Genomic DNA, 23,460 nt, shown 5'->3' on the forward strand with positions numbered 1-23,460 from the left:
TTCAATTGCCAGCTAGCTTTCAGCGCCTGCTTTTACCGCAACGCTGGTGAGAAAACGCGCGATTATACCTTACCTGTGGCGGAAATGTCTTACCCGAACCCCGGCCAGCGCCAGTGCGACGAAGTAGACGACCACGCCTGCCCCCACCAGCAACGCCATATCCGCTGCCCGCTGGTAACCGCCGTTTGCCAGCCACACCGACACCGGGTCGCTGAGCCAGACAATGATGGCCGCCAACGCAGCGTTGGCAAACATCAGCTGCAGCAGAAAACGGGGCCAGCCGGGCTGGCTCTGCCAGGCCCCTTCCTTGCGAAGCCCCCGCCACAGAAAATAGCCATTCAACCAGGCCGAAATAGAGGTAGCGAGCGCAAGACCGGCATGGGCCAGCGGAAATATCAGAATCAGGTTGAACACCATGTTTGCCACCATGGCGATGATGCCGATTTTGACAGGTGTCTTGGTGTCCTCCCTGGCAAAAAATCCCGGCGCCAGAACCTTGATCAACATGAACGCCAGCAACCCGCCGGAATAAGCCCTCAAGCTCTGGGCCGACATGGCAACATCCCGGTCTGTTACCGCGCCATAATGAAACAGGGTCGCAATCAGCGGCTCGGCCAGCAACGCCAGCGCAAGGGCGGCCGGCAAACCGATCAGCAGAACCGCCCTGACTGCCCAGTCCAGGGTGGCCGCGAACTGGTCCGCGGACGCCGCTGCGTGTTTACGGGAGAGGCTCGGCAGGATCACCGTGGCAATGGCTATGCCGAACACACCGAGGGGCAGCTCTGAAAGACGATCAGAATAGTACAGCCAGGATACGCTGCCGGTCTGGAGAAAGGACGCCAGAACCGTATCAAGGAGCAAGTTGATCTGGCTCACCGACACCCCGAACAGCGCGGGTGCCATAAGCTTGAGAATCCGGCTGACGCCTTCGTGGCGATAATCCACGCGAGGCCGTGGCAGCAGGCCCAACCGCATCAGAAATGGCAACTGGAAAAACAACTGCAGGGCCCCGGCGATGAACACGCCCCAGGCCAGGGCCATCACCGGCTCATCCATCAACGGCGTCAACCAGATGGCCGCTGCAATCATCGACAGATTCAGAAGGACCGGGGTAAACGCGGGTACAGCAAAACGATCGTAGCTATTGAGAATGCCACCGGCGAAGGCGGTCAGGGATATCAGCAGCAAGTAAGGGAAAGTGATTCGCAACATGTCGCTCGTAAGCGCGAACTTTACCTCATCATCCAGAAAGCCGGGGGCAAAAACCGCCGTCAGCACTGGCGCTCCGAGGATGGCCACCAGGGTCACGCCCAACAGCACCAACCCGAGGGAGCCCGCCACCGCATTGACCAACCGCTGAACGTCCGATAGTGACTGATTCTCCCGGTAGGATGACAACACAGGCACAAAGGCCTGGGAGAAGGCACCCTCGGCAAACAGCCGTCGCAGGAAATTCGGGATCTTGAAAGCCACAAAAAAGGCATCGGCCCCAGCACCGGCGCCGAAATAACGGGCGATGACCATATCCCGAACCAGACCCAACACCCGGGAAAGCATCGTCATAATACCCACTAGCCCCGACGACCTCAGCAGGCCCGGCGCCCTGGGCAATTGTTTCTGTTCAGGTGTTGATTCAGGTTCCGACGACATGCAGGCCCTTGTCTGTCATTCTGGACATCCTTTTGGCGCGGGCATTTCGGGAATTACCTGCTTCCCGGTCAAGCCCGCGTTCAGTGAGCCGCGAGTTTACCACAGGCCTTCTGTGTCGGGGCATGAAATGGGTTTTAGCCTTGACATTTGAAGGTTTGAGCGGCATAGTTCCGCGTCATTTATTTCGACGCGCTGGTTTTGGCGCGCCCGCGATGTAACGAATCATTCAGCAACGAATTTGAGATTTTCAGGAGTTTTACGGTGGCAAATTCCCCGCAAGCCAAGAAGCGCGCACGTCAGAACGAGAAGAACCGCAAGCACAATGCAAGCCTGCGTTCCATGGCTCGTACATATGTGAAAAAGATCCAATCCAAGATCGAAGCCGGCAACTACGAAGAAGCCCAGGCCGCTTTCCAGCAGGCTCAGCCGATTCTGGACAGCATGGTAAACAAAGGCATCTTCGCGAAGAACAAGGTCGCTCGTAGCAAGAGCCGTCTGAGCGCCAAGATCAAGGCCCTGAAGAGCGCCTAATCAGCTCAATTCAGGCATAAAAAAACCGGCCAGTTGGCCGGTTTTTTTATGGCCGAACAATTATCAAACAATCACCAGATTGTCCCGGTGGATCATCTCCTCGCCTGACATATAGCCAAGGATTTCGGTAATCCGATCACTGGACCGGCCGGCAATGGCCCTGGCCTCATCGGCATCGTAATTCACCAGACCCCGGGCAACTTCACGGCCACTCTGATCGAAGCAAGACACCATCTCCCCACGCCGGAACTGCCCTGCCACGCCCTTGACCCCAACCGGCAGAAGACTGCGGCCTCCCAGACAGAGCACTTTCACAGCACCATCATCCAGTGTCAGCCTGCCACGGGTCTGCAAATGACTGGCGAGCCATTGCTTTCGGGCAGCAATCCGGCCCTGCTCCGGCAACAACAAGGTGCCGATTACATCGCCTTGCCTCAACCGGCCAATCACACCCTCGATTCGGCCACCGACGATCACAGTAAAAGCCCCGGACCTTGCCGCAAGCCGTGCCGCCCGCAACTTGGTCTGCATGCCACCACGACCAAGAACTCCAGCGCCACCACCGGCCATGGCGTCCAGTTCGCGGTCTTCAGCCCGCCGCTCCGTCACCAGGCGAGCGCCCGAATGCTTCCTCGGATCCTTGTCAAACAGACCCAGTTGGTCGGTCAGGATAATCAGACCGTCCGCCTCAATCAGATTGGCAACCAGCGCCCCAAGGGTGTCGTTGTCGCCAAACCGAATCTCATCGGTAACAACGGTATCGTTTTCATTGACGATTGGCACTACACCAAAGTTCAGCAAGGCGCGCAGTGTGCCTCGGCCGTTCAGATATCGCTTACGGTCCGATAGATCATCATGGGTCAGCAAAATCTGCGCAGTATGGATGTCGTGCCGCTTGAACTGGGCTTCCCACGTCTGCACCAGCCCCATCTGACCAACAGCTGCAGCGGCTTGAAGCTCATGAAGCTGCTCGGGCCGAACCGTCCAGCCCAGACGACTCATCCCTTCCGCGACGGAACCAGAGGAAACAATCACCACCTCCACGCCGTCTTCAATCAGCTCGGCGATCTGATCCACCCACAAACCCAGCGCAGCCACGTCCAGGCCACGGCCATCGTTGGTCAGCAGGGCGCTTCCGATCTTGATAACCAGGCGTCGGGCCTGGCGCAGCTGTAGGCGTTCAGTCATGATGCTTGAGCGATCTCTCTGGTATCAGTCCTTCGTTTACTCCGGGGCGTAGACCACTTCGACGTCATAATCATCGTCGTCAAAGTCGTCGTCATCGTCCTCTTCGCGGGCCGCGCGGCGTGCCTTGCGCTCGGCTTCAATACGGGCGCGAGCTTCGTCGTCCATCTGCCGGCGCCGCTCGGCTTCCCGCTCGGCAAATTCCGGATTCTGGGCCTCTTCCTCAGCCTGCTCTTCGATCCAGCGCATAACGGCCTGAGCCAGGGACTTGGTGCCCTCGCCACTGAGCGCAGAGATCCAGAAAACCGGCCCTTCCCATCCGAGCTCATCGACAATGGCCTGACAATGAGCATCGCGATCTTCTTCGGCCACCATGTCGACTTTGTTCAGCACAAGCCATCTCGGACGGTTGGCCAGGGTTTCGCTGAACTTCTCAAGCTCATGCTCGATTGCTCTAACCGCATCGGCGGGCGACGAGCCATCGTACGGTGCCACATCCACAAGGTGCAGCAGTAGCCGGGTGCGCACGAGATGCTTCAGGAAGCGGATACCCAGGCCGGCACCTTCGGCGGCACCTTCAATCAGACCCGGAATATCGGCAATCACGAAACTCTGGTGCGCCTGCACGCTAACCACACCAAGATTGGGTACCAGCGTGGTAAACGGGTAATCCGCAACCTTCGGGCGGGCTGCCGACACCGAACGGATAAAGGTGGACTTGCCGGCATTGGGCATGCCCAGCAAACCCACGTCTGCCAGCACTTTCAGCTCCAGCCTCAGGTTACGCAGCTCGCCCTCAGAGCCTTTGGTAGTCTGGCGGGGGGCGCGATTCACTGAGGATTTGAAGCGGGTGTTGCCAAGACCATGAAACCCGCCCTGAGCCACCTTAAGGCGCTGGCCGGCGTGAGTCAGATCCCCCAGGACCTCATGGGTATCCATATCAACAACCGTGGTACCAACGGGAACCGGCAAAACCAGATCCTGACCCTTGTTGCCAGTGCAGTTACGACCGGCGCCCGGCTCACCATTCTGGGCCTTGTGCTTGCGCTGGAACCGATAGTCGATCAGCGTGTTCAGCGACTCCTCGGCTTCCAGATATACGGAACCACCATCGCCCCCGTCGCCACCGTCGGGGCCACCCTTGGGAACGTATTTTTCACGTCGAAAGCTCAGACAGCCGTGACCGCCCTTGCCGGCTTCCACAATGATGGTGGCTTCGTCTACGAATTTCATGAATCAACCCTTTGCGCCATGCGCATAAACTAAAAAGCCCCGCAGCCTCTAGGAAGCTTTGCGGGGCTCCGGATGGCTATGATTCCCTGATGATATCAGGATATCAGCGCCACCCAAGGTTCGACAGAACCGGATCGCCGCTGCTTACGCAGCCGGAACGATGCTCACGAACTTGCGGCTCTGCGGGCCTTTGGTTTCGAACTTTACCTGGCCGTCTGCTTTCGCAAACAGGGTGTGATCCTTACCAATGCCAACATTGCTACCAGCGTGGAAACGGGTGCCACGCTGACGGATGATGATGCTGCCTGCAGATACAGTCTCGCCGCCAAAGCGCTTCACACCAAGTCGTTTCGACTCGGAATCGCGACCGTTACGGGTACTACCTGCTGCCTTTTTATGAGCCATTACCAGCCTCCTTATTTAAGGGGTAATTCGAGAGCCTCAGCCCTTGATACCCGTGATCTTGACTTCAGTAAACCACTGACGGTGGCCCTGACGCTTCATGTGATGCTTACGACGACGGAACTTGATGATCTGAACCTTGTCGTGACGGCCGTGGCTAACCACTTCTGCAGTCACTTTGGCACCATCAACTACCGGCGCGCCTACCTGAACCTTGTCGCCGTCGGCGATCAGCAGAACGCGATCAAACTCAACGTTGCCACCGGTTTCAACTTCCAGCTTTTCCAGCTTCAGGGTTTCGCCTTCTTTTACACGGTGCTGCTTACCACCGCTAACAATAACTGCGTACATTCACTCGCTCTCCACGATTGACCCATCCCTGCTCTTATCCACCTGGTTCTAAGGGAGGCGCTCTGGCGACCCTATAGCAGGGAGCGCAGGTTGGGATGAGTTGGGCGCGTGATTGTACGAAAAGACGCACCGCAACACAAGCCAAGTTGACACTACCTTCGGCAATACCTAGCATTGCCGCGACCTGCCTTTAATATCAATGATCGCAACGGCGATAACACCAGCAAGGGATCCAAAAGCCGCATGACAGCCCAGCGCATTTACGACACCGTGGCCGACGACTTCAGCCGCGTTAATGACCTGATCATCCAGCGGCTTTCCTCCGATGTTCCCCTGGTAGAGAAAATAGCCCAGTACATCATCGAAAGCGGCGGTAAGCGCCTGAGACCATTACTGGTTCTGCTTTCCAGCCAGGCCGCCGGCTACAATAAAGACGATCATCTGAAACTTGCCGCCGTGATTGAATTCCTGCACACCGCCACCCTGCTGCACGACGATGTGGTGGACACCTCGGACATGCGCCGGGGCCGGAGCACCGCCAACGCCCGCTGGGGCAACGCGCCAAGTGTACTGGTAGGTGATTTCCTCTATGCCCGGGCGTTCGAGATGATGGTGGAGCTAAAAAGCCTGCGAATTATGGACGTATTGTCCCACGCCACGGCGGTAATCGCCGAAGGCGAGGTCATGCAGCTAATGAACGTGAAAAACCCGGATCTGACCGAAGAGCAGTACATGAAGGTCATCCACAACAAGACCGCCATGCTGTTCGAAGCCGCCTCTCACACCGGCGCGTTGCTTGCCGAGGCCAGTGACGAGCAGGAACTAAGCCTGAAAAACTACGGCAAGTACCTGGGCCTGGCGTTCCAGCTAGTAGACGATGTCCTGGATTACCGGGGCGACGCCGAAGCCATGGGCAAAAACGTTGGCGACGATCTGGCGGAAGGCAAAACGACCTTGCCGCTGATCCACGCCATGGCCCATGGAACAGAGGATGAGCGGCAGTTGATCCGCCAGGCGATTCGCAAGGGCGGCCTGGACAATCTGCCACGCATCCTCGAGATCGTTGAGCGCTCAGGCGCCATCGAATACACCATGAGCAAGGCCCGGGAGCAGGCAGACCTGGCGAAGACCTGCCTTCAATCCCTACCCGACTCCGGCCATAAAATGGCCATGGAACTGCTGACCGAAGTCGCCCTTGCCAGGGTTAGCTGAGCGACTCACGACCGTGAGGTGAATCGAAGTCCAGTTTCGGCCCGACCGGCACGATCTGAGTCGGGTTGATGGTTCTCTGGCTCACATAGTAATGGCGTTTGATCTGATCGATATCGACAGTCTCCGCCACACCCGGCACCTGGTAGAGATCCCGAACGTAGGCAGAAAGCGCCGGGAAATCACTGATACGCTGTCGGTTACACTTGAAGTGGCTGTAATACACCGCATCGAACCGGATCAACGTAGTGAACAGACGCCAGTCTGCCTCCGTTAAACGGCCACCCACGAGATACCGTTTTCCAGACAATCGCTCTTCAAGCCAGTCGAGGGAATCGAACAACGCGTTGTAGGCTTCCTCGTATTTATCCTGCGCTGTAGCAAAGCCCGCCTTGTAAACGCCATTGTTAACCGTGTCATACACCCGGGTATTTACCTCATCAATCTCCCCTTGTAACTCCCTGGGGTAGAAATCCAAGTCAGCGCGAACATCTTCGAGACCATCAAACGCCGAATTAAACATGCGGATAATCTCGGCGGATTCATTGCTCGCAATTGTCTGCTTCTTTTTGTCCCACAGCGTTGGCACCGTCACCCGCCCGGTATACTCTGGGGCCGCCTTGGTATAAACCTGGTGCATGAAGCGGAAGTCATGCAGATGGTCCCGATGCTGCTCGCTGTCCGGCCGAAACTCCCAGCCGTTTTCCACCATGTCCGGGTGCACCACGGAAACTGAAATGTGCTTTTCCAGCCCCTTGAGCTTTCGGAAGATCAATGTGCGATGTGCCCAGGGACAGGCCATCGATACATACAGGTGATAACGACCGGACTCGGCCTTGAAGCCACCCTCGCCTTCCGGCCCCGGCGAGCCGTCGGCGGTCACCCAATTACGGAAGCGGGCCGCCTCCCGTTCAAATTTGCCACCGGTCTTGTCGGTGTCATACCACTTGTCGTGCCATTTGCCATCAATCAGCAGGCCCATATAGCCCTCCCGTTAAAATTCCTGAACATGATGAAATCAATACGGGCAGAATACCGGGGACCCTGCTACGCTCTCAAACAAGCATTTCTGGCCAACAACCTCAGATAATTCGAACATGCATACAGCCATCACCATAGACGCCCTCAAAGTCCTTGACGCCATTGACCGCAAAGGCAGTTTCGCCGGGGCCGCTAACGAACTGTTCCGGGTTCCCTCCGCCATCAGCTACACCGTGCAGAAACTGGAAGAAGACCTGAACGTGGCCATCTACGACCGCACCGGACATCGCGCTCGACTGACGCCGGCCGGCCGATACCTTCTGGAGGAGGGCCGCACCCTGCTGGAAGCGGCAGAAAACCTGGCTCACACCACCCGCCAGGTCGCCCAAGGCTGGGAAACGCGTCTACGAATCGGGTTCAACTCGCTGCTGCCAGCAGAATGCCTGTTTCCGACAATCCAGGAATTCTATGAGCTGGGCGTGCCGGTGGATGTGCAAATCGTGGAGGAGGTTTTCGCCGGCACCTGGGATGCGCTACAAAGCCGAAGAGTGGACCTGATCATTGGTGCCGATAATTTCAGCAAGCCTGCCGGAAACTACACTACAAAGCCGCTGGGAGACATGCCCTTTGTCTTTGCGGTTGCCACGGATCATCCCCTGGCTGATGCCGACACGCCGCTTTCCGAGGAAGACATCTCCCGTTTTCCCGCAGCCGTGGCGGCAGACACTTCACGTTCATTACCACCGGGACATGCCGGCATATTTCACAGGCAACGGACCCTGACCGTCGCCAACATTGATCAGAAGATCGCCATTCAGGTGGCCGGTCTTGGCGTGGGTTGGTTACCGAGGGCAAGAATCAGTAAAGAGCTGGAAGAAGGGAAACTGATCATCAAAGAGGTCCAGGAATCACGCCAACCGATAACGCTCCATATAGCCAGGCATGCCGAGGATCAGGGCAAGGCTTTGATGTGGTTCTGGGAGCGGCTCAGCGCGAATGGCGCCATCGGAAACTGGCTAACAGGCTGAAAATAAAGAAAATGATATGACTTAAACTTGGAATAAAGTCAGGCAAATGAGTCAACCGCTTGCCAGCACACTTCGTTTATACTGCAGCTGAAACCAACGCCGAAGGGAGCTCTCTGATGCGGCAACTGTCGGAACTGGATGCCTCTTTCCTGTACCTGGAATCGGAAACAACACCGATGCACATCGGCGGCATCTATCTCTTCGATGCCAGCGAGCGGGAAAAGCCACTGGCCTTCAGTACCTTTGTCGCTTACCTTAGAAGCCGCCTGCATGTCGTGCCGGTATTTCGTCAGCGCCTGAAAGAGATTCCCTTTCGCCTGGGCCGGCCTTACTGGATTGACGACCCGGATTTCAGCATTGAACGCCACCTTGCCTACGTCAATCTGGGCGAACATGGCCGTAAGGCAAGCTTGATGACCCTGGCCTCCCGGATTCTGGAAGAGCCCTTAAAGAGGGATCGCCCCCTCTGGCACATCACCTTCGTAGACGGCTTCAAACTGGACGATGAAAACACCGGCAGCGAAGGCTTTGCACTGATCGTCAAACTGCATCACGCCGCCATTGACGCCTTCAGCGGCGAAGAAATAATCGGCAAGCTTCTTGAGTACACCCCCCAGCCCAGCCCGATCGCTCCGCCGCGGCCCTGGCAGCCGAGACCTGAACCGTCCGAAGAGCGTGTAGTACTGCAGGCCGGCGCGAACATCATACGAACGCCTCTGCAATTCACCTCTCTGGCCTTCAACGCCGCCGAGGCCACAGCCCGCGGTCTGATCCAGAAACAACTGCGCAAACTACCGCTACCTTTGCCGCTGTTCTCGGCCCCACACAGCCCCTTCAACCGCCAGATTACAGCAAACCGACAGATCGTTTCGGCCAGCGTGGAGCTTTCCAGATTGAAAGCGATCAAAGCATTCCTCGGTGATGTAACCCTGAACGATGTTGTTCTGGGTTTGTGTGCCGAAGCCCTGAAACGCTATCTGATCAGCGAAGGCGCCAACGCCGAAAAGTCACTGGTGGCAATGACACCGATTTCGGTGCGTTCCAACAGTTTGCGCCGGGCAACCGGGAACCAGATGTCCGCCATGCTGCTGGATCTGGCAACCAATGAAACCAATCCTGCCCACCGGATTCGACGGATTCACTGGAATGCGGTTGCCTCCGAACCTTACCGGGAGGCCATTGCCGCGGATCGGCTTACGGAGCTCCTGCCATCCACCATGCTGGCACTATCAGCGAGACTTTACTCGGAATTGCAGATTGCCCAGCGCTACCAGCCAGTATTCAACCTCCCCATCACCAACGTTCCGGGGCCGCAGGTGCCACTTTACCTACAGGGCGCACGACTGGTTCAGCAGTACAACACGGCGCCGCTGTTCGACAGCATGGGACTGGTTATTGTTGCGGTAAGCTATGAAGGAAGACTGACCCTCAATTTCACCAGCTGTCCAGACGTGGTGGCACATGGGGAGTCCCTGCAAGCTCACGTGGCTGAAAGCCTCAGCGCCATCGAATCGGCCATGCAACAGCTCGGGGCCGAGGATGCCAAAGAGCCCATTGCCGCCTCGCCAACACAGACCCTGGCGGATGATGCGATGAACGCGATGGAGGGACTTCTGAAGAAGGCCTTTAAACGCTTCCGGGCCTGAACAGGCAGGCCCGGAAACGTTCAGGCAAGGATTCGATTATTCGAAGGCCCAACGAAGAAACGCCTTCTTTTCCTCGTCACTCGCTGTTTCCCAAATGGATTTGAGCTGTTCAAGTGCATTGTCGCCGTTTGCAGGAGCGATCTCGGAAGTAGACGCCGGGATCGGCGTACGGGAGGTTGTCATCAGCTCTTTCGGATCCCAAACGGTGGAAGTCGCCACGGCTGCTCCCGCCGAAGAGACAATCTGGGCGGAAAATTCCGGCATTTCTTCTTCAGCTTCCTGGCGTGACTCCGGCTGATCGAACTTGAACCGATAAGTCTCACCGGCTGCGGCCTCGAAGCGAGCAACCTGGGGCTCGCTCTCAATCACGTGAACTTTCGATTCCCCGTTTCTGACCACAGTGCTTTTCGCCCAGATAGTCTTGTAGACAAACACAACCTCGTTTTCGCCTGGAAGCAAGGCGTAGTCTAGGGCCAGGTCATCCATCAGGAAGTTGGTCATGACGCGGCCGTTCACCCGGGTCACGCGGATTTCACCGGGTGTTTGCAAAGTAGCGGCGTTAGACGCGGCCGCAGGATTGCCTTCCCAGGTTTCAACGACGCTGACACTGGAAGCACATCCCACCAGAGACACTACGAGCACGGCAGCCAGCCCGGCACGCAAACAAGTTACGCCTCGACGACAGCGCTGTCCTGTGGATTGGAAAACACGGATCAGATAAGAAATGTTCATTAAGTCTCCTTGGCATGAGGATGGATATCACATCAGGCTGGCGCCAGTTTTTTAGCATTCTGACGAGTGCATCTGACAAGGGCAAGACAACGGCGGGCTTTACCACCGCATTCTGGATTTTTCACTGATGATCCCGAGTGAGACGCAACCCGTAAAATTGTAAAAAAATGTTGAATTCGCCCTGAATTGGGTTAATTTTAAACAGATCGGCAGATATTAACGCGGCGCCCGAAAAGCAAGAGCGAAAAGCGGGCAGTACAGGAGATGCCATGGACACCCAACGCAGGACCGGAGAAGAGGGGCCGGTTCCCTTTCGCAGCAATCGATTCTTCTGCGTAGGGAGCAAATGGTACTTCACTACCCGGGAGGGGTTTGATAGTGGCCCGTTTGCTTCCCGGGAGCGAGCGGAGACAGGCCTGAAGCGGTTTCTGCACGTTGTCCGGCTGTTGCCGGAAGAGCAGCAGCTTCACTGACGGGGTCAGTGCTGGCTCGCTAGACCATTACGGGAACGAGCCACACGTCCACTGCCCACAGGCAGGCCAGGGCCATTAAACCGGCGATCACGTCGTCGACCATAATTCCCAGCCCGCCCGGCAGGTGCTGGTCCAGCCAGTTTATGGGCCAGGGTTTGGCGATGTCGAAGAGCCGGAACAGAGCGAAGGCGCCCAGAACCCCGTAAATATTGTCGGGAAACAGTCCCAGAGCAATCCACATCCCGACGAATTCATCCCAGACAATACCGCCATGGTCATGAACCTTCAGGTCTTGGGCCGTCTTTCCGCAAAGCCAGATACCTACGATAAACGCAACCAGGATCACCAGCCAATAACCCACCGGCGGTAACCAGGCGAAACCGTACCAGAGTGGTATGGCTGCCAGACTCCCCCATGTACCGGGTGCCCTCGCGGTTGCGCCGCTGCCAAACCCAAAGGCCAAAAGGTGCACGGGGTTTCGCAAAAAACCGGGTGGCAATATCACTGCCGGCGCCTCGGGCTCCGGAGCTTGACCTTCCTGACTCATGATTTACCCCTGAAATGGTCATACCCCGCTGGCACCGCTTCCAGACCGCAATCAACGCCATCGAGGTACAGGCCCGGCTCGGCAGTAACGGCCCCAATCACGGTAAGCTGGCTCTTCAGTGATTCCGGTGCAGACTCCCAGCTTTCCGGGGCAAAACAGACGCAGAGTTCGTAATCGTCCCCCGAACGCAACGCGTAGTTTAGGGCCTTGCTACCTTTGAGTCGCGAGAGCGCGGCCGAAAGAGGTACTCGATCACTCGCGATCCGGGCACCGACCCTCGATGCGGCAAGAATATGGCCGAGATCAGCCAACAAACCGTCGGAGATATCAATCGCGGCGCTGGCATACCGGCGCACCTCCCCTGCCAGATCTAGCCTTGGCCAGGGCCTATGGTAATGCTCAAGCACTGCGAGGATGTCAGCAGAAGGGGCAGGTTCAGAGAGATAGTCGAGGGCAGCCCCCGCGTTACCCAGGGTGCCCGACACGGCAATCAGATCCCCCGCACGGGCGCCTGAGCGTCGGACCCCGCCCCCCTGCTCTACAGTGCCATGCACCTGCAGGCTCAGAGTGAGCGGCCCGGAGGTTGTATCCCCGCCAGCCAATTGGAGACCGAACGCCTCGCTGGCTCGTCTCAACCCGGCAGAGAAATCTTCAAGCCACTGCTCATCCACGGCTGGCAGCGTCAGCGCAAGCGTGAAGCACTCCGGGTCGGCGCCCATGGCAGCAAGATCACTGGCTGCGACAGCGAGAGCACGCCAACCCAGGTAATCCGGGCGATAATTTCGGGGAAAATGGACACCCTCCACGAGAGCATCCACGGAAAAGACAAGATCCCGGCCAGCGGGAATCCGCTGAATCGCGCAATCATCCCCAGGCCCCAGCATCAGAGACCCGGATTCCTGCCGCTCGCCGAGCGGCAAAAAGAAGCGCCGGATCAGCTCGAACTCGCCCATCGCCTAGCGGGCGCGAGTCTCGGCAAGGCGGAGTCGGCCGCTGAGCTTGTCGAGGATGCTGTTGACGAATTTATGGCCCTCGGTGCCACCGAAGCGCTTGGCCATTTCAATGCCTTCGTTGATCACCACCTTGTAGGGCACATCAAGCCGATGCTTGAGCTCATAGGCTCCCAGACGAACAATCGCCAGTTCCACCGGGTCAACCTCGTTGATAGGACGATCAAGGAAAGGCTCGATCAGCTTGTCCAGTTCGCCCTGTTCGCGATGCACACCGCGAAGCAGATCACGGAAATACAGCAGATCGACCTTGCTCATGTCATTGTCGACCATGAACTCGGCTTCAATGTCAGAAATCGCCGTTTTGCTGAAATGACGCTGATAGAGCCCCTGCATAGCAAGGGCCCTGGCACGGCGTCGATCACCGGCTTTTGGTTGGCCGGACGCAGCCGGCTGCGGTGATGTACCTTCAGTTTCGCTCATTACTCACCCAGCTTCTTGAACAGACTGACCATTTCAAGGGCAGTGATCGCTGCTTCCGCACCCTTGTTACCAGCCTTGGTTCCGGAACGCTCGATGGCCTGTTCGATGGAATCCACCGTCAGCACCCCGAAAGTTACCGGCACATCGGTATCAAGACTGACTGCGCCGAGCCCACTGGAGGCCTCGCCAGCAACGTACTCGAAATGGGGCGTGCCACCACGGATGACCGCACCCAGGGCGATAATCGCATCATAATCATTGGTTTCTGCAACGCGCTTGACGGCCAGCGGCATTTCATAAGCCCCCGGAACACGCACAATGGTGACATCCGCATCGGAAATGCCGTGACGACGCAGGGTGTCCAGTGCACCTTCAACCAGGCTTTCCACAACAAAGCCGTTAAAACGGCCCACGACCAGCGCATAACGTCCGCTGCACTCGGTAAAATCACCTTCAATTACTCTGATATCTGCCATTGATGGCTCCTTCACGTGTCGCGGCTTCGAGGCCACGACCGGGTTAATCATTCAGGGGTATAGGGAACGTATTCAACAACCTCCAGATCAAAACCGGAGATCGCCGAGAATTTGATCGGCGGACTCAAAAGACGCATCTTTCCAACACCGATATCCCGGAGAATCTGGGAACCGGTGCCTACTGTGAAGTAGACGCCCGAGCTGCCCTTGCCGGAGGAACCCTTACCCTCATCAAAGAATTCCTGTATCCGGTCTTCCAGGTTGTAGCTGTCCTCGGCGCTGTTCAGGAGAACAACCACACCCTTGCCTTCCTCCGCTACTTTCTCCAGGGCGTGGTGCAGAGGCCAGCTACGGGAGTCCTTGCGGCGGGCGCCCAGAAGATCCCGCAGGGTATCGGTGATGTGAACACGAACAAACGCTGGCTCGTCAGGAGAAATATCCCCCATCAACATGGCCAGATGAGTGGCTCCCTGGATGTTGTCTCTATAGGTTCGAAGCTTGAAGACGCCGTACTCGGTATCCAGGTCGTTCTCTTCCACACACTCTACAGTGCGCTCGTTCATGGTGCGGTAATGAATCAGGTCGGCAATCGTGCCGATCTTCAGATCGTGCTCTTCGGCAAACCGCTCCAGATCTTCCCGGCGGGCCATGGAGCCGTCGTCATTCATAATCTCGCAGATCACACCCGCCGGCTCGCAACCGGCCAGTGCCGCAAGGTCACAGGATGCTTCCGTGTGCCCCGCACGGCTAAGCACGCCGCCGGGATCAGACATCAACGGGAAAATATGGCCAGGCTGGACCAGATCACTGGCCTTGGCATTTCGGGCCACCGCTGCCTGAACCGTGCGAGCCCGATCTGCCGCTGAGATACCAGTCGTCACGCCCTCTGCGGCTTCGATGGAAAGGGTAAACTTGGTCCCGAAACCGGAGGCGTTCTGCTGGACCATCAGCGGCAAACCCAATTGTTCGCAGCGGTTCCGGGTCATGGGCATACAGATCAGGCCGCGCCCAAAACGGGCCATAAAATTGATGGCCTCGGCCGTGCAATGCTCAGCAGCCATCACGAGATCGCCCTCATTCTCGCGATCCTCGTCATCCATCAGTATGACCATTTTGCCCTGACGGATATCTTCAATGATGTCTTCAATGCTGTTCAGTGCCATATGGTTTTGCACCCTTGCGGCGTTCCGGCAAGTGTTGGCTTGCAGAACGTCCTGAGTTTATGGATTACTGGCGGGCCAGGATCAAACGCTGATCCTCACCTACCTGACGTCGGTCCAGAACTTTCCATTGTACTTTATCTGCCATGGTCTCCAGCGGCAGGTGTGCGGTCGGACGCCCCGTGCTGCCGAGGAAAACCGGCGCCTGATAGAGCCAGAGTTCATCGACCAGGTTTTCGCTGATAAATGTGCCAGCCAGAGTGGGCCCCGCTTCAACCAGCAGTTCGTTGATACCAAGCTCGCCTAGCGAATCCAGCAGCTCAGCCAGGTCGATGCCGTTGTCCTTCCAGGCAACGCCGGTAAGACTGATGCCCAGCGCCGCCAGATCCTGTGCCGGCGCGGTCGCCAGTGTTGATGACGCACAGAACACCTGCACGTTACCGCCATGAAGGATCTTCGCCGAACACGGCGTGCGCGCATCCCGGTCTGCAATCACCCGAAGTGGCTGCCTGGACGGTTCCGTCGCGTCGCCAATATCCCCCAGATCTTCGCGCCGGACGGTCAGGGACGGGTCATCGGCCAGCACCGTACCCACACCTGTCAGAATCGCATCACTGATCGCTCTCAAGCGCTGAACGTCGCGACGGGCCTCTGTACCGGTTATCCACTGGCTCTCACCGGAAGCCATCGCAGTACGGCCATCAAGGCTCGCGGCCATTTTCAGGCGCACCCAGGGCCGCCCGGTGTTCATCCGCTTCATGAACCCCGGATTCAGGCGCGCAGCTTCTTCCGCCAGCAAGCCTTCGGTAACCCGGACACCCGCTTCCCTGAGCATGTCCAGCCCACGACCTGACACCGACGGATTCGGATCCTTGGTTGCGGCGTACACATGAGCAATCCCGGCATCGATCAGCGCTCTGGCACAGGGCGGCGTGCGACCGAAATGGCTGCAGGGCTCCAGTGTTACGTACGCCGTCGCGCCTCGGGCGTCAGTGCCCGCCTGACTCAGAGCACGAGTCTCGGCATGGGCCTCTCCGGCGCGCTCATGCCAGCCCTCACCAAGCACCAGATCTCCCCGGGCAATGACACAGCCAACTCTGGGATTAGGATGGGTGGAGTACCGACCGCGCCAGGCAAGCTGGACAGCCCGTGCCATCATGGCCCTGTCGCGGTTCTCGATCATGCCTTGCCTTTGGGGGCGTGGTTATCCGCCAGTGCTTTGGCGACATCAACAGCAGCCTCGCCATTGCTTGCCGATAACCTCTCGATTTCTTCCTTGAACTCGTTGATATCCTGGAAGCTGCGATACACCGAAGCGAAGCGGACATAGGCAACTTTGTCCAACTGGCGCAATTCGGTCATGACCTCCTCGCCCAGCTGCATGGATTTCACTTCCCTCTCGCCGGTCGCCCGCAACCGGTATTTGATCCGGTTCAGGGCCGCATCAATCTGTTCAATGCTTACAGGCCGCTTTTCGAGCGCTTTCATCAGCCCCGCGCGCAGCTTTTCTTCATCAAACGGCTGCCGGGTGCCATCCTGCTTGACCACCCGTGGCATCACCAGTTCGGCGGACTCAAAGGTCGTAAACCGTTCCCGACAAGACAGGCATTCCCTGCGGCGACGCACCTGATCACCCTCAGCCACCAGCCGGGAGTCGATCACCTTGGTATCTGCTTCACCACAGAAGGGACAATGCATAATCAGGAACTCCGAAGAGGAAGCCGGGCCAACATGTCGGCCCGGCGGGTCATGCCTGTAGTCTAGCTATAAAACGATCAGCCGTAGACGGGGAAACGGGCGCAAAGCGCACCGACCTGCTCGCGAACACGGCTGTTGACCGCCTCGTCGTCCAGGTTATCGAGGATATCGCAGATCCAGCCGGCCAGATCACGACACTCGGACTCACCGAATCCGCGGGTTGTGATCGCCGGGGTGCCAATACGCAGACCGGAAGTGACGAACGGTGACCGGGGATCATTGGGAACAGCGTTCTTGTTCACGGTAATGTGAGCACGACCCAGCGCCGCATCAGCATCTTTACCGGTGATGTCCTGCTTGATCAGGCTGACCAGGAACAGGTGATTCTTCGTACCACCGGAAACCACGTCGTACCCGCGATCAACAAAAACCTGGGCCATGGCAGAAGCGTTCTTCACAACCTGCTGCTGGTAAGCCTTGAACTCATCGCTCATGGCTTCCTTGAAGCACACGGCCTTGGCGGCAATCACGTGCATCAACGGCCCGCCCTGGCCACCCGGGAAGACAGCAGAGTTCAGTTTTTTCTGCAGATCGGCGTCGTCGCAGGCCAGGATCAGACCACCACGGGGACCGCGCAGAGTCTTGTGCGTCGTGGTTGCAACCACGTGAGCGTGGGGAACGGGATCCGGATAAACGCCAGCGGCAACAAGACCAGCTACGTGGGCCATGTCCACAAACAGGTAGGCACCAACCTTGTCCGCAATCTCGCGAAAACGGGCAAAATCCAGCTCCTGTGAATACGCGGAGAAGCCGGCAATGATCATTTTCGGCTTGTGCTCAACAGCCAGCGCTTCCACTTCGTCGTAATCGATCAGGCCGGTTTCCGGGTTCAGGCCGTACTGCACGGCGTGGTAGATCTTGCCGGAAAAGTTCACGCTAGCCCCGTGGGTGAGGTGACCACCGTGGGCAAGGCTCATACCAAGAACAGTGTCACCGGGCTTGAGCAGGGCCATGAAGACAGCAGAGTTGGCTTGGGAACCGGAATGCGGCTGCACGTTAGCGTAGGCAGCACCAAACAGCTCCTTGGCACGCTCAATCGCCAGATCTTCGGCAATATCCACGAACTCGCAGCCGCCGTAATAGCGCTTGCCCGGATAGCCTTCCGCGTACTTGTTGGTCAGCACGCTGCCCTGGGCTTCCATCACCCGAGGGCTGGTATAGTTCTCGGATGCGATCAGCTCGATGTGAGCTTCCTGGCGCTTCTCTTCCGCCTGCATGGCGTTCCAGAGTTCGTCGTCAAAGCCGGCGATTTTCATTTCACGATTAAACATGGATGCGCTGCCTCTGTGTGCTTGGCTGGCCCGGAGAGCTTTGGCACTCCGTAGCCCCCTGAAAAATTGGGCCGCTATTCTATCTTACAAAGGGGTGAAAAATCACCCTCTATACTGTCCGCAGATACCGGCATACGGCCACCTCCGGTTTCTGCTCAATTGCTATCACTGGTGCGTTTCGTTACCTTACCGGATCAATAACACGAGCTCCGATCAAGGGGGGCGGGGCTGGCCTTCCGGGATCGTCAAAATCAGGGATGATTTTGCCGAGCGTACATGGACGTATTTACAGCGTATCCCGGAAGGCCAGCCCCGCCGCCCGAGTCACCAGTATTCGAATTCACGAACCTGTTATATCAAGAGGTTTACGCCAGTATGGCCCAATACGTATACACCATGAACCGGGTGGGCAAAGTAGTCCCGCCTAAGCGCGAGATTCTGAAAGACATCTCGTTAAGCTTCTTCCCCGGCGCCAAGATCGGCGTACTGGGCCTCAACGGTGCCGGTAAATCCACCCTGCTCCGCATTATGGCGGGCGTGGATCAGGATTACATCGGTGAAGCCCGCCCGCAGCCCGGCATCAACGTGGGCTATCTGCCCCAGGAGCCGGAGCTGGACGAGGACAAAACGGTCAAAGAGATCGTCGACGAGGCGGTTTCCGGCGTTCATGACGCACTGGCCGAACTGGACCAGGTTTATGCAGCCTATGCTGAACCGGACGCCGATTTCGACGCATTGGCCAAGAAGCAGGGCGAACTGGAAGCCTACATCCAGGCCACGGATGGCCACGACATTGAACGCAAGATGGAAGTTGCGGCCGATGCACTCCGCCTTCCACCATGGGACCAGAAAGTCAGCGTCCTTTCCGGTGGTGAGCGCCGCCGGGTAGCCCTTTGCCGCCTGCTCTTGTCGGGGCCGGACATGCTGCTTTTGGACGAGCCCACCAACCACCTGGATGCCGAATCCGTGGCCTGGCTTGAGCGCTTTTTGCACGATTACGAAGGAACCGTGGTCGCCATCACCCACGACCGTTACTTCCTGGACAACGTCGCTGGCTGGATCCTGGAACTGGACCGTGGCCATGGCATTCCGTTTGAAGGTAACTACAGCCAGTGGCTGGAGAACAAGGAAAAGCGTCTGGAGATGGAATCCAAGCAGGAAGCCTCTCACCAGAAAGCCATAAAGCAGGAACTGGAGTGGGTGCGCAGCAACGCCAAGGGGCGCCAGTCGAAGAGCAAGGCCCGTCTGGCCCGCTTTGAGGAGATGAGCTCCCAGGAGTTCCAGAAGCGCAACGAAACCAACGAACTCTACATTCCGCCTGGTCCACGGCTGGGCAACAAGGTGATAGAGGTGGACGGCATCAGCAAGTCCTTCGGTGACCGATTGCTGTATGAAAACGTGTCCTTCAGCGTACCGCCCGGTGCCATCGTAGGCATCATCGGCGGCAACGGTGCAGGTAAATCCACCCTGTTCAAGATGATCGCCGGTTTCGACAAACCGGATTCTGGCGACATCACCGTCGGCGAAACCGTGGAACTGGCTTACGTGGACCAGATGCGCGATCTGGATGGCAGCAAAACCGTCTGGGAGGAACTCTCCGACGGCAACGATATCATCAAGGTGGGCAACTACGAGACGCCTTCGCGAGCTTACGTTGGCCGCTTCAACTTCAAGGGCAGCGACCAGCAGAAGCGGGTTGGCGATCTGTCCGGCGGTGAGCGCAACCGTCTGCACCTGGCCAAGCTGCTGAAACAGGGCGGCAACGTGTTGCTGCTGGACGAGCCGACCAACGATCTGGACGTGGAAACCCTCCGCGCCCTGGAAGAAGCCCTTCTGAACTTCCCGGGTTCTGCCCTGGTTATCTCGCACGACCGTTGGTTCCTCGACCGTGTGGCCAGCCATATCCTGGCGTTCGAGGATGATGGCGAGGTCGTTTACTTCGAAGGTAACTTCACGGAGTACGATGAGGACTTCAAGAAGCGCAAAGGCGATTCTGCCATGCAGCCCCAGCGCATGAAGTACAAGAAGCTGGCCTGATGGCAAAAACCAAGTCCGCCTACGTCTGCACCGAGTGCGGAGCAGACTATTCCAAATGGCAGGGTCAGTGCACCGCCTGCCAGGCCTGGAACACCATCAGCGAAGTCCGAGGCGTCAGCAGCAATGCCAAAGGCGCCCGCGGTGCCCGCTTTGAGGGCTTCGCCGGCAGCCTTTCGGAGGTCCAGAGCCTGGACGACGTCAGCCTGGCCGAGCAGCCCCGGATCAGCTCCGGCATGCAGGAGTTCGATCGGGTCCTGGGCGGCGGGCTCGTGGAGGGCTCGGCTGTTCTGATGGGCGGCCATCCAGGTGCAGGCAAGAGCACCCTTCTACTCCAGGCGGTCTGCCATCTGGCCGCAACGGTCCCCGCCTTGTATGTGACTGGTGAGGAATCCCTGCAACAGGTCGCCATGCGCGCCAAACGCCTGGGGTTGCCCACCAAAGACCTGAAGATGCTGTCCGAAACCAGCGTCGAGCGCGTCATGCAGGTGGCCGAGGCAGAAAAGCCCCGGATTCTTGTGGTAGACAGTATTCAGGTGATGCACATGGCGGATATCGAGTCCGCCCCTGGTAGCGTCTCCCAAGTGCGGGAAAGCGCTGCCTACCTGACCCGCTTCGCCAAGCAGACTGGCACCATCCTGTTCCTGGTCGGCCATGTGACCAAAGACGGCAGCCTGGCAGGCCCTAAAGTCCTGGAACACATGATTGACTGCTCTATCCTCCTGGAAGGCTCCAGCGACAGTCGCTATCGCACACTACGCGGGATCAAGAACCGGTTTGGCGCAGTCAATGAGCTGGGCGTGTTCGCGATGCTGGAACAGGGCCTGAAGGAAGTGAAGAACCCCAGCGCGATCTTCCTGAACCGCGGCGAAGACGCCGCCCCGGGAAGCGTGGTGATGGTGGTCTGGGAAGGCACCCGCCCCATGCTGGTGGAAATCCAGGCACTGGTGGATATGGCCCAGGGCGGCTACCCAAGGCGTGTTGCCGTTGGCCTGGACCAGAACCGGCTAGCCATGCTTTTGGCCGTACTGCACCGCCATGGAGGCATGCACGTGTCCGATCAGGACGTGTTCGTAAACGTGGTTGGCGGCGTAAAGGTCAACGAAACCAGTGCCGACCTGGCACTGCTGGCCGCCATCGTCTCCTCCTTCCGAGACCGCGCCCTGCCCCAGGACCTGGTCATCTTCGGCGAAGTCGGCCTGTCCGGCGAGATCCGCCCGGTACCTAGCGGCCAGGAACGAATCTACGAAGCTGCGAAGCACGGCTTTACCCGGGCACTAGTGCCGAAACCCAATGCACCAAGGAAGGCCATCGATGGCATGAAGGTGATTCCCGTTACCAAACTGAGTGATGCGCTTACTGCCCTCGAAGAACTCTAAGCCTGAGTTTTCTGGAGTCGACGGCCAGTCTGTTATCGGTATTTCCAAAAACCGCTACGAGCACATCCATGTGCGCTTGTCCTCGGCCATCCTTGGCCTCCGACATTTTTGGAAACACCGATAACAGACTGTCCTGCAAACGAAGTTGCAATACTCGGACGTCAAACGGCTTTAATCAATCAGATGTGCAAACTCTCTTTCCAACAGCGCCTGGTCGCCCAGGTTCAGTTCCACTAAGCGTTTAAGGTGGGTGGCGCTATCAAGATCAATGTACTGACATTTGAAGCCCAGCCGGTGCGGTTCCACGTGCCTCAACTCAACGGCCATGACAATACCAGCCTCATGGTCGTCCAAATGTACAATCACCTCACAGGGCTGCTTTAACGGGACCTGCCAACCCTCCGGCCGCTTGACCAGAACACCTTTTAGCGAAATATCCAGCACCTCCGTCGTCCAGACGGATTCCTGGCAGTGGAGTTCACAGGGCGCATCGAATTCGATTCGGTGGAACCTGCGTTTTTCGGGGGGTTTAGCGGGCAACGGGTTACTCCTGTTAACCGGTCTTGTTTTACCTGACTATAGACCGGACAGGAGATTGCATCCAGAGGAGTTTTTGAGGGAGCTTCGGTTGTCGGATTACGGTGCGCATTGCGCGCCTAATCCGACCTACGGGACTCTCGAAAGGATATATCCCTGAGGTAAGACTCGGGCCGTGGAGGGGCCCTTTCCAAAAATGTCGGAGGCCAAGGATGGCCGAGGACAAGCGCACATGGATGTGCTCGTAGCGGTTTTTGGAAAGGGCCCCATCACGGCCCAGCCAACATGATCAGCAGGCTGGAAAAAACGAACTCTAATGCTCAGCGATGATACTCGGGGCTAAGTTCCACCACGGCCTCGATGAACGCCTTGGCATGCTCCGGATCGACATCCGGCGTAATCCCGTGGCCAAGATTGAAGATATGGCCAGTACCGGAACCAAAGCGCCGGAGGATATCGGCCACTTCCTGGCGAATCCGCTCAGGTGGCGCATACAGCATTGCCGGATCCATATTGCCCTGAAGGGCCACCCGGTCACCAATGCGGGCCCGGGCATTGCCGATATCGGTGGTCCAGTCGAGGCCGACGGCATCGGCACCGGAATCGGCAATGGATTCCAACCACTGACCGCCGTTCTTGGTGAACAGAATCACCGGCACCCTGCGACCATCGTTCTCGCGAATCAGGCCGTCGACGATCTTCTTCATGTAGCGAAGGGAGAACTCCTCATAGGCCCAGCTGCTCAAAACGCCACCCCAGGTATCGAAAATCTGGACAGCCTGGGCTCCAGCCTTGATCTGGCCGTTGAGGTAATCAATAACCGAATCCGCCAGATGGTCCAGCAAGCGGTGCATAACCTCCGGCTGGCCGTACATGAGCTTCTTGGCCTCCCGAAAATCCTTGGAGGAGCCACCCTCAATCATGTAAGTCGCCAGGGTCCACGGGCTGCCGGAGAAACCGATCAGGGGAACGCTGCCGTTCAGGGCTCCGCGAATGGTGGAAACCGCGTTCATCACGTAATCCAGATCCACCTCAGCGTTAATTTTGGGCAGCGCTGCGACATCCGCCTCGGAGCGGATCGTGTTCCGGAATTTCGGACCTTCGCCGGTTTCGAAGTACAAGCCGAGGCCCAATGCATCGGGAATGGTCAGAATATCTGAAAACAGGATGGCCGCATCCAGTGGGAAGCGCTCCAGGGGCTGGAGTGTGACTTCACAGGCCAGCGGCGTGTTCTTGCACAAGCTCAGAAAATCCCCCGCCTTGGCCCTGGTCGCACGGTACTCCGGCAGGTATCGCCCGGCCTGACGCATCATCCAGACCGGTGTGCGGTCCACGGGCTGGCGCATCAGGGCGCGCAGGAAACGATCATTCTTCAGCTCGGTCATAGACAATCCAGCGTGTTCTGTACAAAGGGGAAAATTGGATGGAGGCCATAATACCCGGT

Annotated in this window: 24 protein-coding genes; 7 read left to right on the top strand and 17 right to left on the bottom strand. The window is 57.9% G+C overall.

What is annotated here, in order from left to right; translation table 11 throughout:
- Positions 1–69: 69 nt before the first annotated feature.
- Positions 70–1,650, bottom strand: coding sequence for a murein biosynthesis integral membrane protein MurJ (gene murJ, locus GJU83_RS16740; RefSeq protein WP_153634749.1), 1,581 nt, complete (start codon positions 1,648–1,650; stop codon positions 70–72).
- Positions 1,651–1,911: 261 nt separating this feature from the next.
- Between murJ and rpsT the strand changes: the two genes are divergently transcribed.
- The gene (gene rpsT, locus GJU83_RS16745; protein WP_008170735.1) at positions 1,912–2,181 is read left to right on the top strand and encodes a 30S ribosomal protein S20; all 270 of its coding nucleotides are present in this window, start codon (positions 1,912–1,914) and stop codon (positions 2,179–2,181) included.
- Between the two features lie 63 nt (positions 2,182–2,244).
- Here rpsT and proB read toward each other — a convergent pair whose 3' ends face one another.
- The 4 genes from proB to rplU form a co-directional block, all read right to left on the bottom strand.
- Complete coding sequence (gene proB / locus GJU83_RS16750; RefSeq protein WP_153634750.1) at positions 2,245–3,369, bottom strand: glutamate 5-kinase; 1,125 nt, start codon at positions 3,367–3,369, stop codon at positions 2,245–2,247.
- A gap of 36 nt (positions 3,370–3,405) precedes the next feature.
- Positions 3,406–4,599, bottom strand: a complete 1,194-nt coding sequence (gene cgtA, locus GJU83_RS16755; RefSeq protein ID WP_153634751.1) for an Obg family GTPase CgtA — start codon at positions 4,597–4,599, stop codon at positions 3,406–3,408.
- 144 nt (positions 4,600–4,743) lie between these two features.
- Complete coding sequence (gene rpmA, locus GJU83_RS16760) at positions 4,744–5,004, bottom strand: 50S ribosomal protein L27 (RefSeq protein WP_008170742.1); 261 nt, start codon at positions 5,002–5,004, stop codon at positions 4,744–4,746.
- A gap of 36 nt (positions 5,005–5,040) precedes the next feature.
- Entirely contained in the window at positions 5,041–5,352 is a 312-nt protein-coding gene (rplU, locus tag GJU83_RS16765; RefSeq protein ID WP_008170744.1) for a 50S ribosomal protein L21, read from the bottom strand.
- A 243-nt stretch (positions 5,353–5,595) separates the two neighbouring features.
- Here rplU and ispB point away from each other — a divergent pair, with 243 nt between their 5' ends.
- Positions 5,596–6,564, top strand: a complete 969-nt coding sequence (gene ispB, locus GJU83_RS16770; RefSeq protein WP_153634752.1) for an octaprenyl diphosphate synthase — start codon at positions 5,596–5,598, stop codon at positions 6,562–6,564.
- Here ispB and GJU83_RS16775 read toward each other — a convergent pair.
- A complete protein-coding gene (locus GJU83_RS16775; RefSeq protein ID WP_153634753.1) occupies positions 6,557–7,543 on the bottom strand; it encodes a glutathione S-transferase family protein in 987 nt (328 codons plus the stop codon). The two genes, ispB and GJU83_RS16775, sit on opposite strands and share 8 nt — an antisense overlap.
- Positions 7,544–7,658: 115 nt before the next feature.
- Here GJU83_RS16775 and GJU83_RS16780 point away from each other — a divergent pair, with 115 nt between their 5' ends.
- Both GJU83_RS16780 and GJU83_RS16785 read left to right on the top strand, forming a co-directional pair.
- Entirely contained in the window at positions 7,659–8,570 is a 912-nt protein-coding gene (locus tag GJU83_RS16780; protein WP_153634754.1) for a LysR family transcriptional regulator, read from the top strand.
- 116 nt (positions 8,571–8,686) lie between these two features.
- Positions 8,687–10,216, top strand: coding sequence for a WS/DGAT/MGAT family O-acyltransferase (locus GJU83_RS16785; RefSeq protein ID WP_069185171.1), 1,530 nt, complete (start codon positions 8,687–8,689; stop codon positions 10,214–10,216).
- Positions 10,217–10,252: 36 nt separating this feature from the next.
- Here GJU83_RS16785 and GJU83_RS16790 read toward each other — a convergent pair whose 3' ends face one another.
- Positions 10,253–10,948 (bottom strand): DUF2057 family protein, encoded by a 696-nt coding sequence (locus tag GJU83_RS16790; protein ID WP_153634755.1) that lies wholly within the window; start codon positions 10,946–10,948, stop codon positions 10,253–10,255.
- 269 nt (positions 10,949–11,217) lie between these two features.
- Between GJU83_RS16790 and GJU83_RS16795 the strand changes: the two genes are divergently transcribed.
- Complete coding sequence (locus tag GJU83_RS16795) at positions 11,218–11,421, top strand: DUF6316 family protein (protein WP_153634756.1); 204 nt, start codon at positions 11,218–11,220, stop codon at positions 11,419–11,421.
- A gap of 19 nt (positions 11,422–11,440) precedes the next feature.
- Here GJU83_RS16795 and GJU83_RS16800 read toward each other — a convergent pair whose 3' ends face one another.
- The 8 genes from GJU83_RS16800 to glyA all read right to left on the bottom strand — a co-directional run bounded on the left by GJU83_RS16800 (position 11,441) and on the right by glyA (position 18,066).
- Positions 11,441–11,968 carry a phosphatidylglycerophosphatase A family protein gene (locus tag GJU83_RS16800; RefSeq protein WP_153634757.1) on the bottom strand — a complete coding sequence of 176 codons (528 nt, stop codon included), beginning with the start codon at positions 11,966–11,968 and terminating at the stop codon, positions 11,441–11,443.
- The gene (thiL, locus tag GJU83_RS16805; RefSeq protein WP_153634758.1) at positions 11,965–12,921 is read right to left on the bottom strand and encodes a thiamine-phosphate kinase; all 957 of its coding nucleotides are present in this window, start codon (positions 12,919–12,921) and stop codon (positions 11,965–11,967) included. Before thiL ends, GJU83_RS16800 begins: the two co-directional genes overlap by 4 nt.
- A gap of 3 nt (positions 12,922–12,924) precedes the next feature.
- A complete protein-coding gene (nusB, locus tag GJU83_RS16810) occupies positions 12,925–13,401 on the bottom strand; it encodes a transcription antitermination factor NusB (RefSeq protein ID WP_069185167.1) in 477 nt (158 codons plus the stop codon).
- Entirely contained in the window at positions 13,401–13,877 is a 477-nt protein-coding gene (ribH, locus tag GJU83_RS16815) for a 6,7-dimethyl-8-ribityllumazine synthase (protein ID WP_069185166.1), read from the bottom strand. Before ribH ends, nusB begins: the two co-directional genes overlap by 1 nt.
- Positions 13,878–13,924: 47 nt before the next feature.
- Entirely contained in the window at positions 13,925–15,040 is a 1,116-nt protein-coding gene (gene ribBA, locus GJU83_RS16820) for a bifunctional 3,4-dihydroxy-2-butanone-4-phosphate synthase/GTP cyclohydrolase II (RefSeq protein WP_069185165.1), read from the bottom strand.
- Between the two features lie 64 nt (positions 15,041–15,104).
- Positions 15,105–16,220, bottom strand: coding sequence for a bifunctional diaminohydroxyphosphoribosylaminopyrimidine deaminase/5-amino-6-(5-phosphoribosylamino)uracil reductase RibD (gene ribD, locus GJU83_RS16825; protein ID WP_153634759.1), 1,116 nt, complete (start codon positions 16,218–16,220; stop codon positions 15,105–15,107).
- Positions 16,217–16,735: a transcriptional regulator NrdR gene (gene nrdR / locus GJU83_RS16830; RefSeq protein ID WP_008170769.1), complete on the bottom strand. Its 519-nt coding sequence runs from the start codon at positions 16,733–16,735 to the stop codon at positions 16,217–16,219. Before nrdR ends, ribD begins: the two co-directional genes overlap by 4 nt.
- A 77-nt stretch (positions 16,736–16,812) precedes the next feature.
- Positions 16,813–18,066, bottom strand: coding sequence for a serine hydroxymethyltransferase (gene glyA / locus GJU83_RS16835; protein WP_069185163.1), 1,254 nt, complete (start codon positions 18,064–18,066; stop codon positions 16,813–16,815).
- Between the two features lie 375 nt (positions 18,067–18,441).
- Here glyA and ettA point away from each other — a divergent pair, with 375 nt between their 5' ends.
- Both ettA and radA read left to right on the top strand, forming a co-directional pair.
- Positions 18,442–20,103 (top strand): energy-dependent translational throttle protein EttA, encoded by a 1,662-nt coding sequence (gene ettA, locus GJU83_RS16840; protein WP_153634760.1) that lies wholly within the window; start codon positions 18,442–18,444, stop codon positions 20,101–20,103.
- Positions 20,103–21,479 (top strand): DNA repair protein RadA, encoded by a 1,377-nt coding sequence (gene radA / locus GJU83_RS16845; protein WP_153634761.1) that lies wholly within the window; start codon positions 20,103–20,105, stop codon positions 21,477–21,479. The genes ettA and radA overlap by 1 nt, the downstream gene beginning before the upstream one ends.
- Positions 21,480–21,650: 171 nt before the next feature.
- Here radA and GJU83_RS16850 read toward each other — a convergent pair whose 3' ends face one another.
- Positions 21,651–22,019: a PilZ domain-containing protein gene (locus GJU83_RS16850; protein ID WP_153634762.1), complete on the bottom strand. Its 369-nt coding sequence runs from the start codon at positions 22,017–22,019 to the stop codon at positions 21,651–21,653.
- Between the two features lie 317 nt (positions 22,020–22,336).
- Positions 22,337–23,401 (bottom strand): uroporphyrinogen decarboxylase, encoded by a 1,065-nt coding sequence (hemE, locus tag GJU83_RS16855; RefSeq protein WP_153634763.1) that lies wholly within the window; start codon positions 23,399–23,401, stop codon positions 22,337–22,339.
- Positions 23,402–23,460 lie beyond the last annotated feature (59 nt).

The sequence above is a fragment of the Marinobacter salsuginis genome, assembly GCF_009617755.1.
In the GTDB taxonomy this organism is placed as follows: domain Bacteria; phylum Pseudomonadota; class Gammaproteobacteria; order Pseudomonadales; family Oleiphilaceae; genus Marinobacter; species Marinobacter salsuginis.

What these genes read in the sequence shown, in the direction of transcription:
- murJ (WP_153634749.1), bottom strand. Translation starts at nt 1,650, where the DNA reads ATGTCGTCGGAACCTGAATCAACACCTGAACAGAAACAATTGCCCAGG.
- proB (WP_153634750.1), bottom strand. Translation starts at nt 3,369, where the DNA reads ATGACTGAACGCCTACAGCTGCGCCAGGCCCGACGCCTGGTTATCAAG.
- cgtA (WP_153634751.1), bottom strand. Translation starts at nt 4,599, where the DNA reads ATGAAATTCGTAGACGAAGCCACCATCATTGTGGAAGCCGGCAAGGGC.
- rpmA (WP_008170742.1), bottom strand. Translation starts at nt 5,004, where the DNA reads ATGGCTCATAAAAAGGCAGCAGGTAGTACCCGTAACGGTCGCGATTCC.
- rplU (WP_008170744.1), bottom strand. Translation starts at nt 5,352, where the DNA reads ATGTACGCAGTTATTGTTAGCGGTGGTAAGCAGCACCGTGTAAAAGAA.
- ispB (WP_153634752.1), top strand. Translation starts at nt 5,596, where the DNA reads ATGACAGCCCAGCGCATTTACGACACCGTGGCCGACGACTTCAGCCGC.
- GJU83_RS16775 (WP_153634753.1), bottom strand. Translation starts at nt 7,543, where the DNA reads ATGGGCCTGCTGATTGATGGCAAATGGCACGACAAGTGGTATGACACC.
- GJU83_RS16780 (WP_153634754.1), top strand. Translation starts at nt 7,659, where the DNA reads ATGCATACAGCCATCACCATAGACGCCCTCAAAGTCCTTGACGCCATT.
- GJU83_RS16785 (WP_069185171.1), top strand. Translation starts at nt 8,687, where the DNA reads ATGCGGCAACTGTCGGAACTGGATGCCTCTTTCCTGTACCTGGAATCG.
- GJU83_RS16790 (WP_153634755.1), bottom strand. Translation starts at nt 10,948, where the DNA reads ATGAACATTTCTTATCTGATCCGTGTTTTCCAATCCACAGGACAGCGC.
- GJU83_RS16795 (WP_153634756.1), top strand. Translation starts at nt 11,218, where the DNA reads ATGGACACCCAACGCAGGACCGGAGAAGAGGGGCCGGTTCCCTTTCGC.
- GJU83_RS16800 (WP_153634757.1), bottom strand. Translation starts at nt 11,968, where the DNA reads ATGAGTCAGGAAGGTCAAGCTCCGGAGCCCGAGGCGCCGGCAGTGATA.
- thiL (WP_153634758.1), bottom strand. Translation starts at nt 12,921, where the DNA reads ATGGGCGAGTTCGAGCTGATCCGGCGCTTCTTTTTGCCGCTCGGCGAG.
- nusB (WP_069185167.1), bottom strand. Translation starts at nt 13,401, where the DNA reads ATGAGCGAAACTGAAGGTACATCACCGCAGCCGGCTGCGTCCGGCCAA.
- ribH (WP_069185166.1), bottom strand. Translation starts at nt 13,877, where the DNA reads ATGGCAGATATCAGAGTAATTGAAGGTGATTTTACCGAGTGCAGCGGA.
- ribBA (WP_069185165.1), bottom strand. Translation starts at nt 15,040, where the DNA reads ATGGCACTGAACAGCATTGAAGACATCATTGAAGATATCCGTCAGGGC.
- ribD (WP_153634759.1), bottom strand. Translation starts at nt 16,220, where the DNA reads ATGATCGAGAACCGCGACAGGGCCATGATGGCACGGGCTGTCCAGCTT.
- nrdR (WP_008170769.1), bottom strand. Translation starts at nt 16,735, where the DNA reads ATGCATTGTCCCTTCTGTGGTGAAGCAGATACCAAGGTGATCGACTCC.
- glyA (WP_069185163.1), bottom strand. Translation starts at nt 18,066, where the DNA reads ATGTTTAATCGTGAAATGAAAATCGCCGGCTTTGACGACGAACTCTGG.
- ettA (WP_153634760.1), top strand. Translation starts at nt 18,442, where the DNA reads ATGGCCCAATACGTATACACCATGAACCGGGTGGGCAAAGTAGTCCCG.
- radA (WP_153634761.1), top strand. Translation starts at nt 20,103, where the DNA reads ATGGCAAAAACCAAGTCCGCCTACGTCTGCACCGAGTGCGGAGCAGAC.
- hemE (WP_153634763.1), bottom strand. Translation starts at nt 23,401, where the DNA reads ATGACCGAGCTGAAGAATGATCGTTTCCTGCGCGCCCTGATGCGCCAG.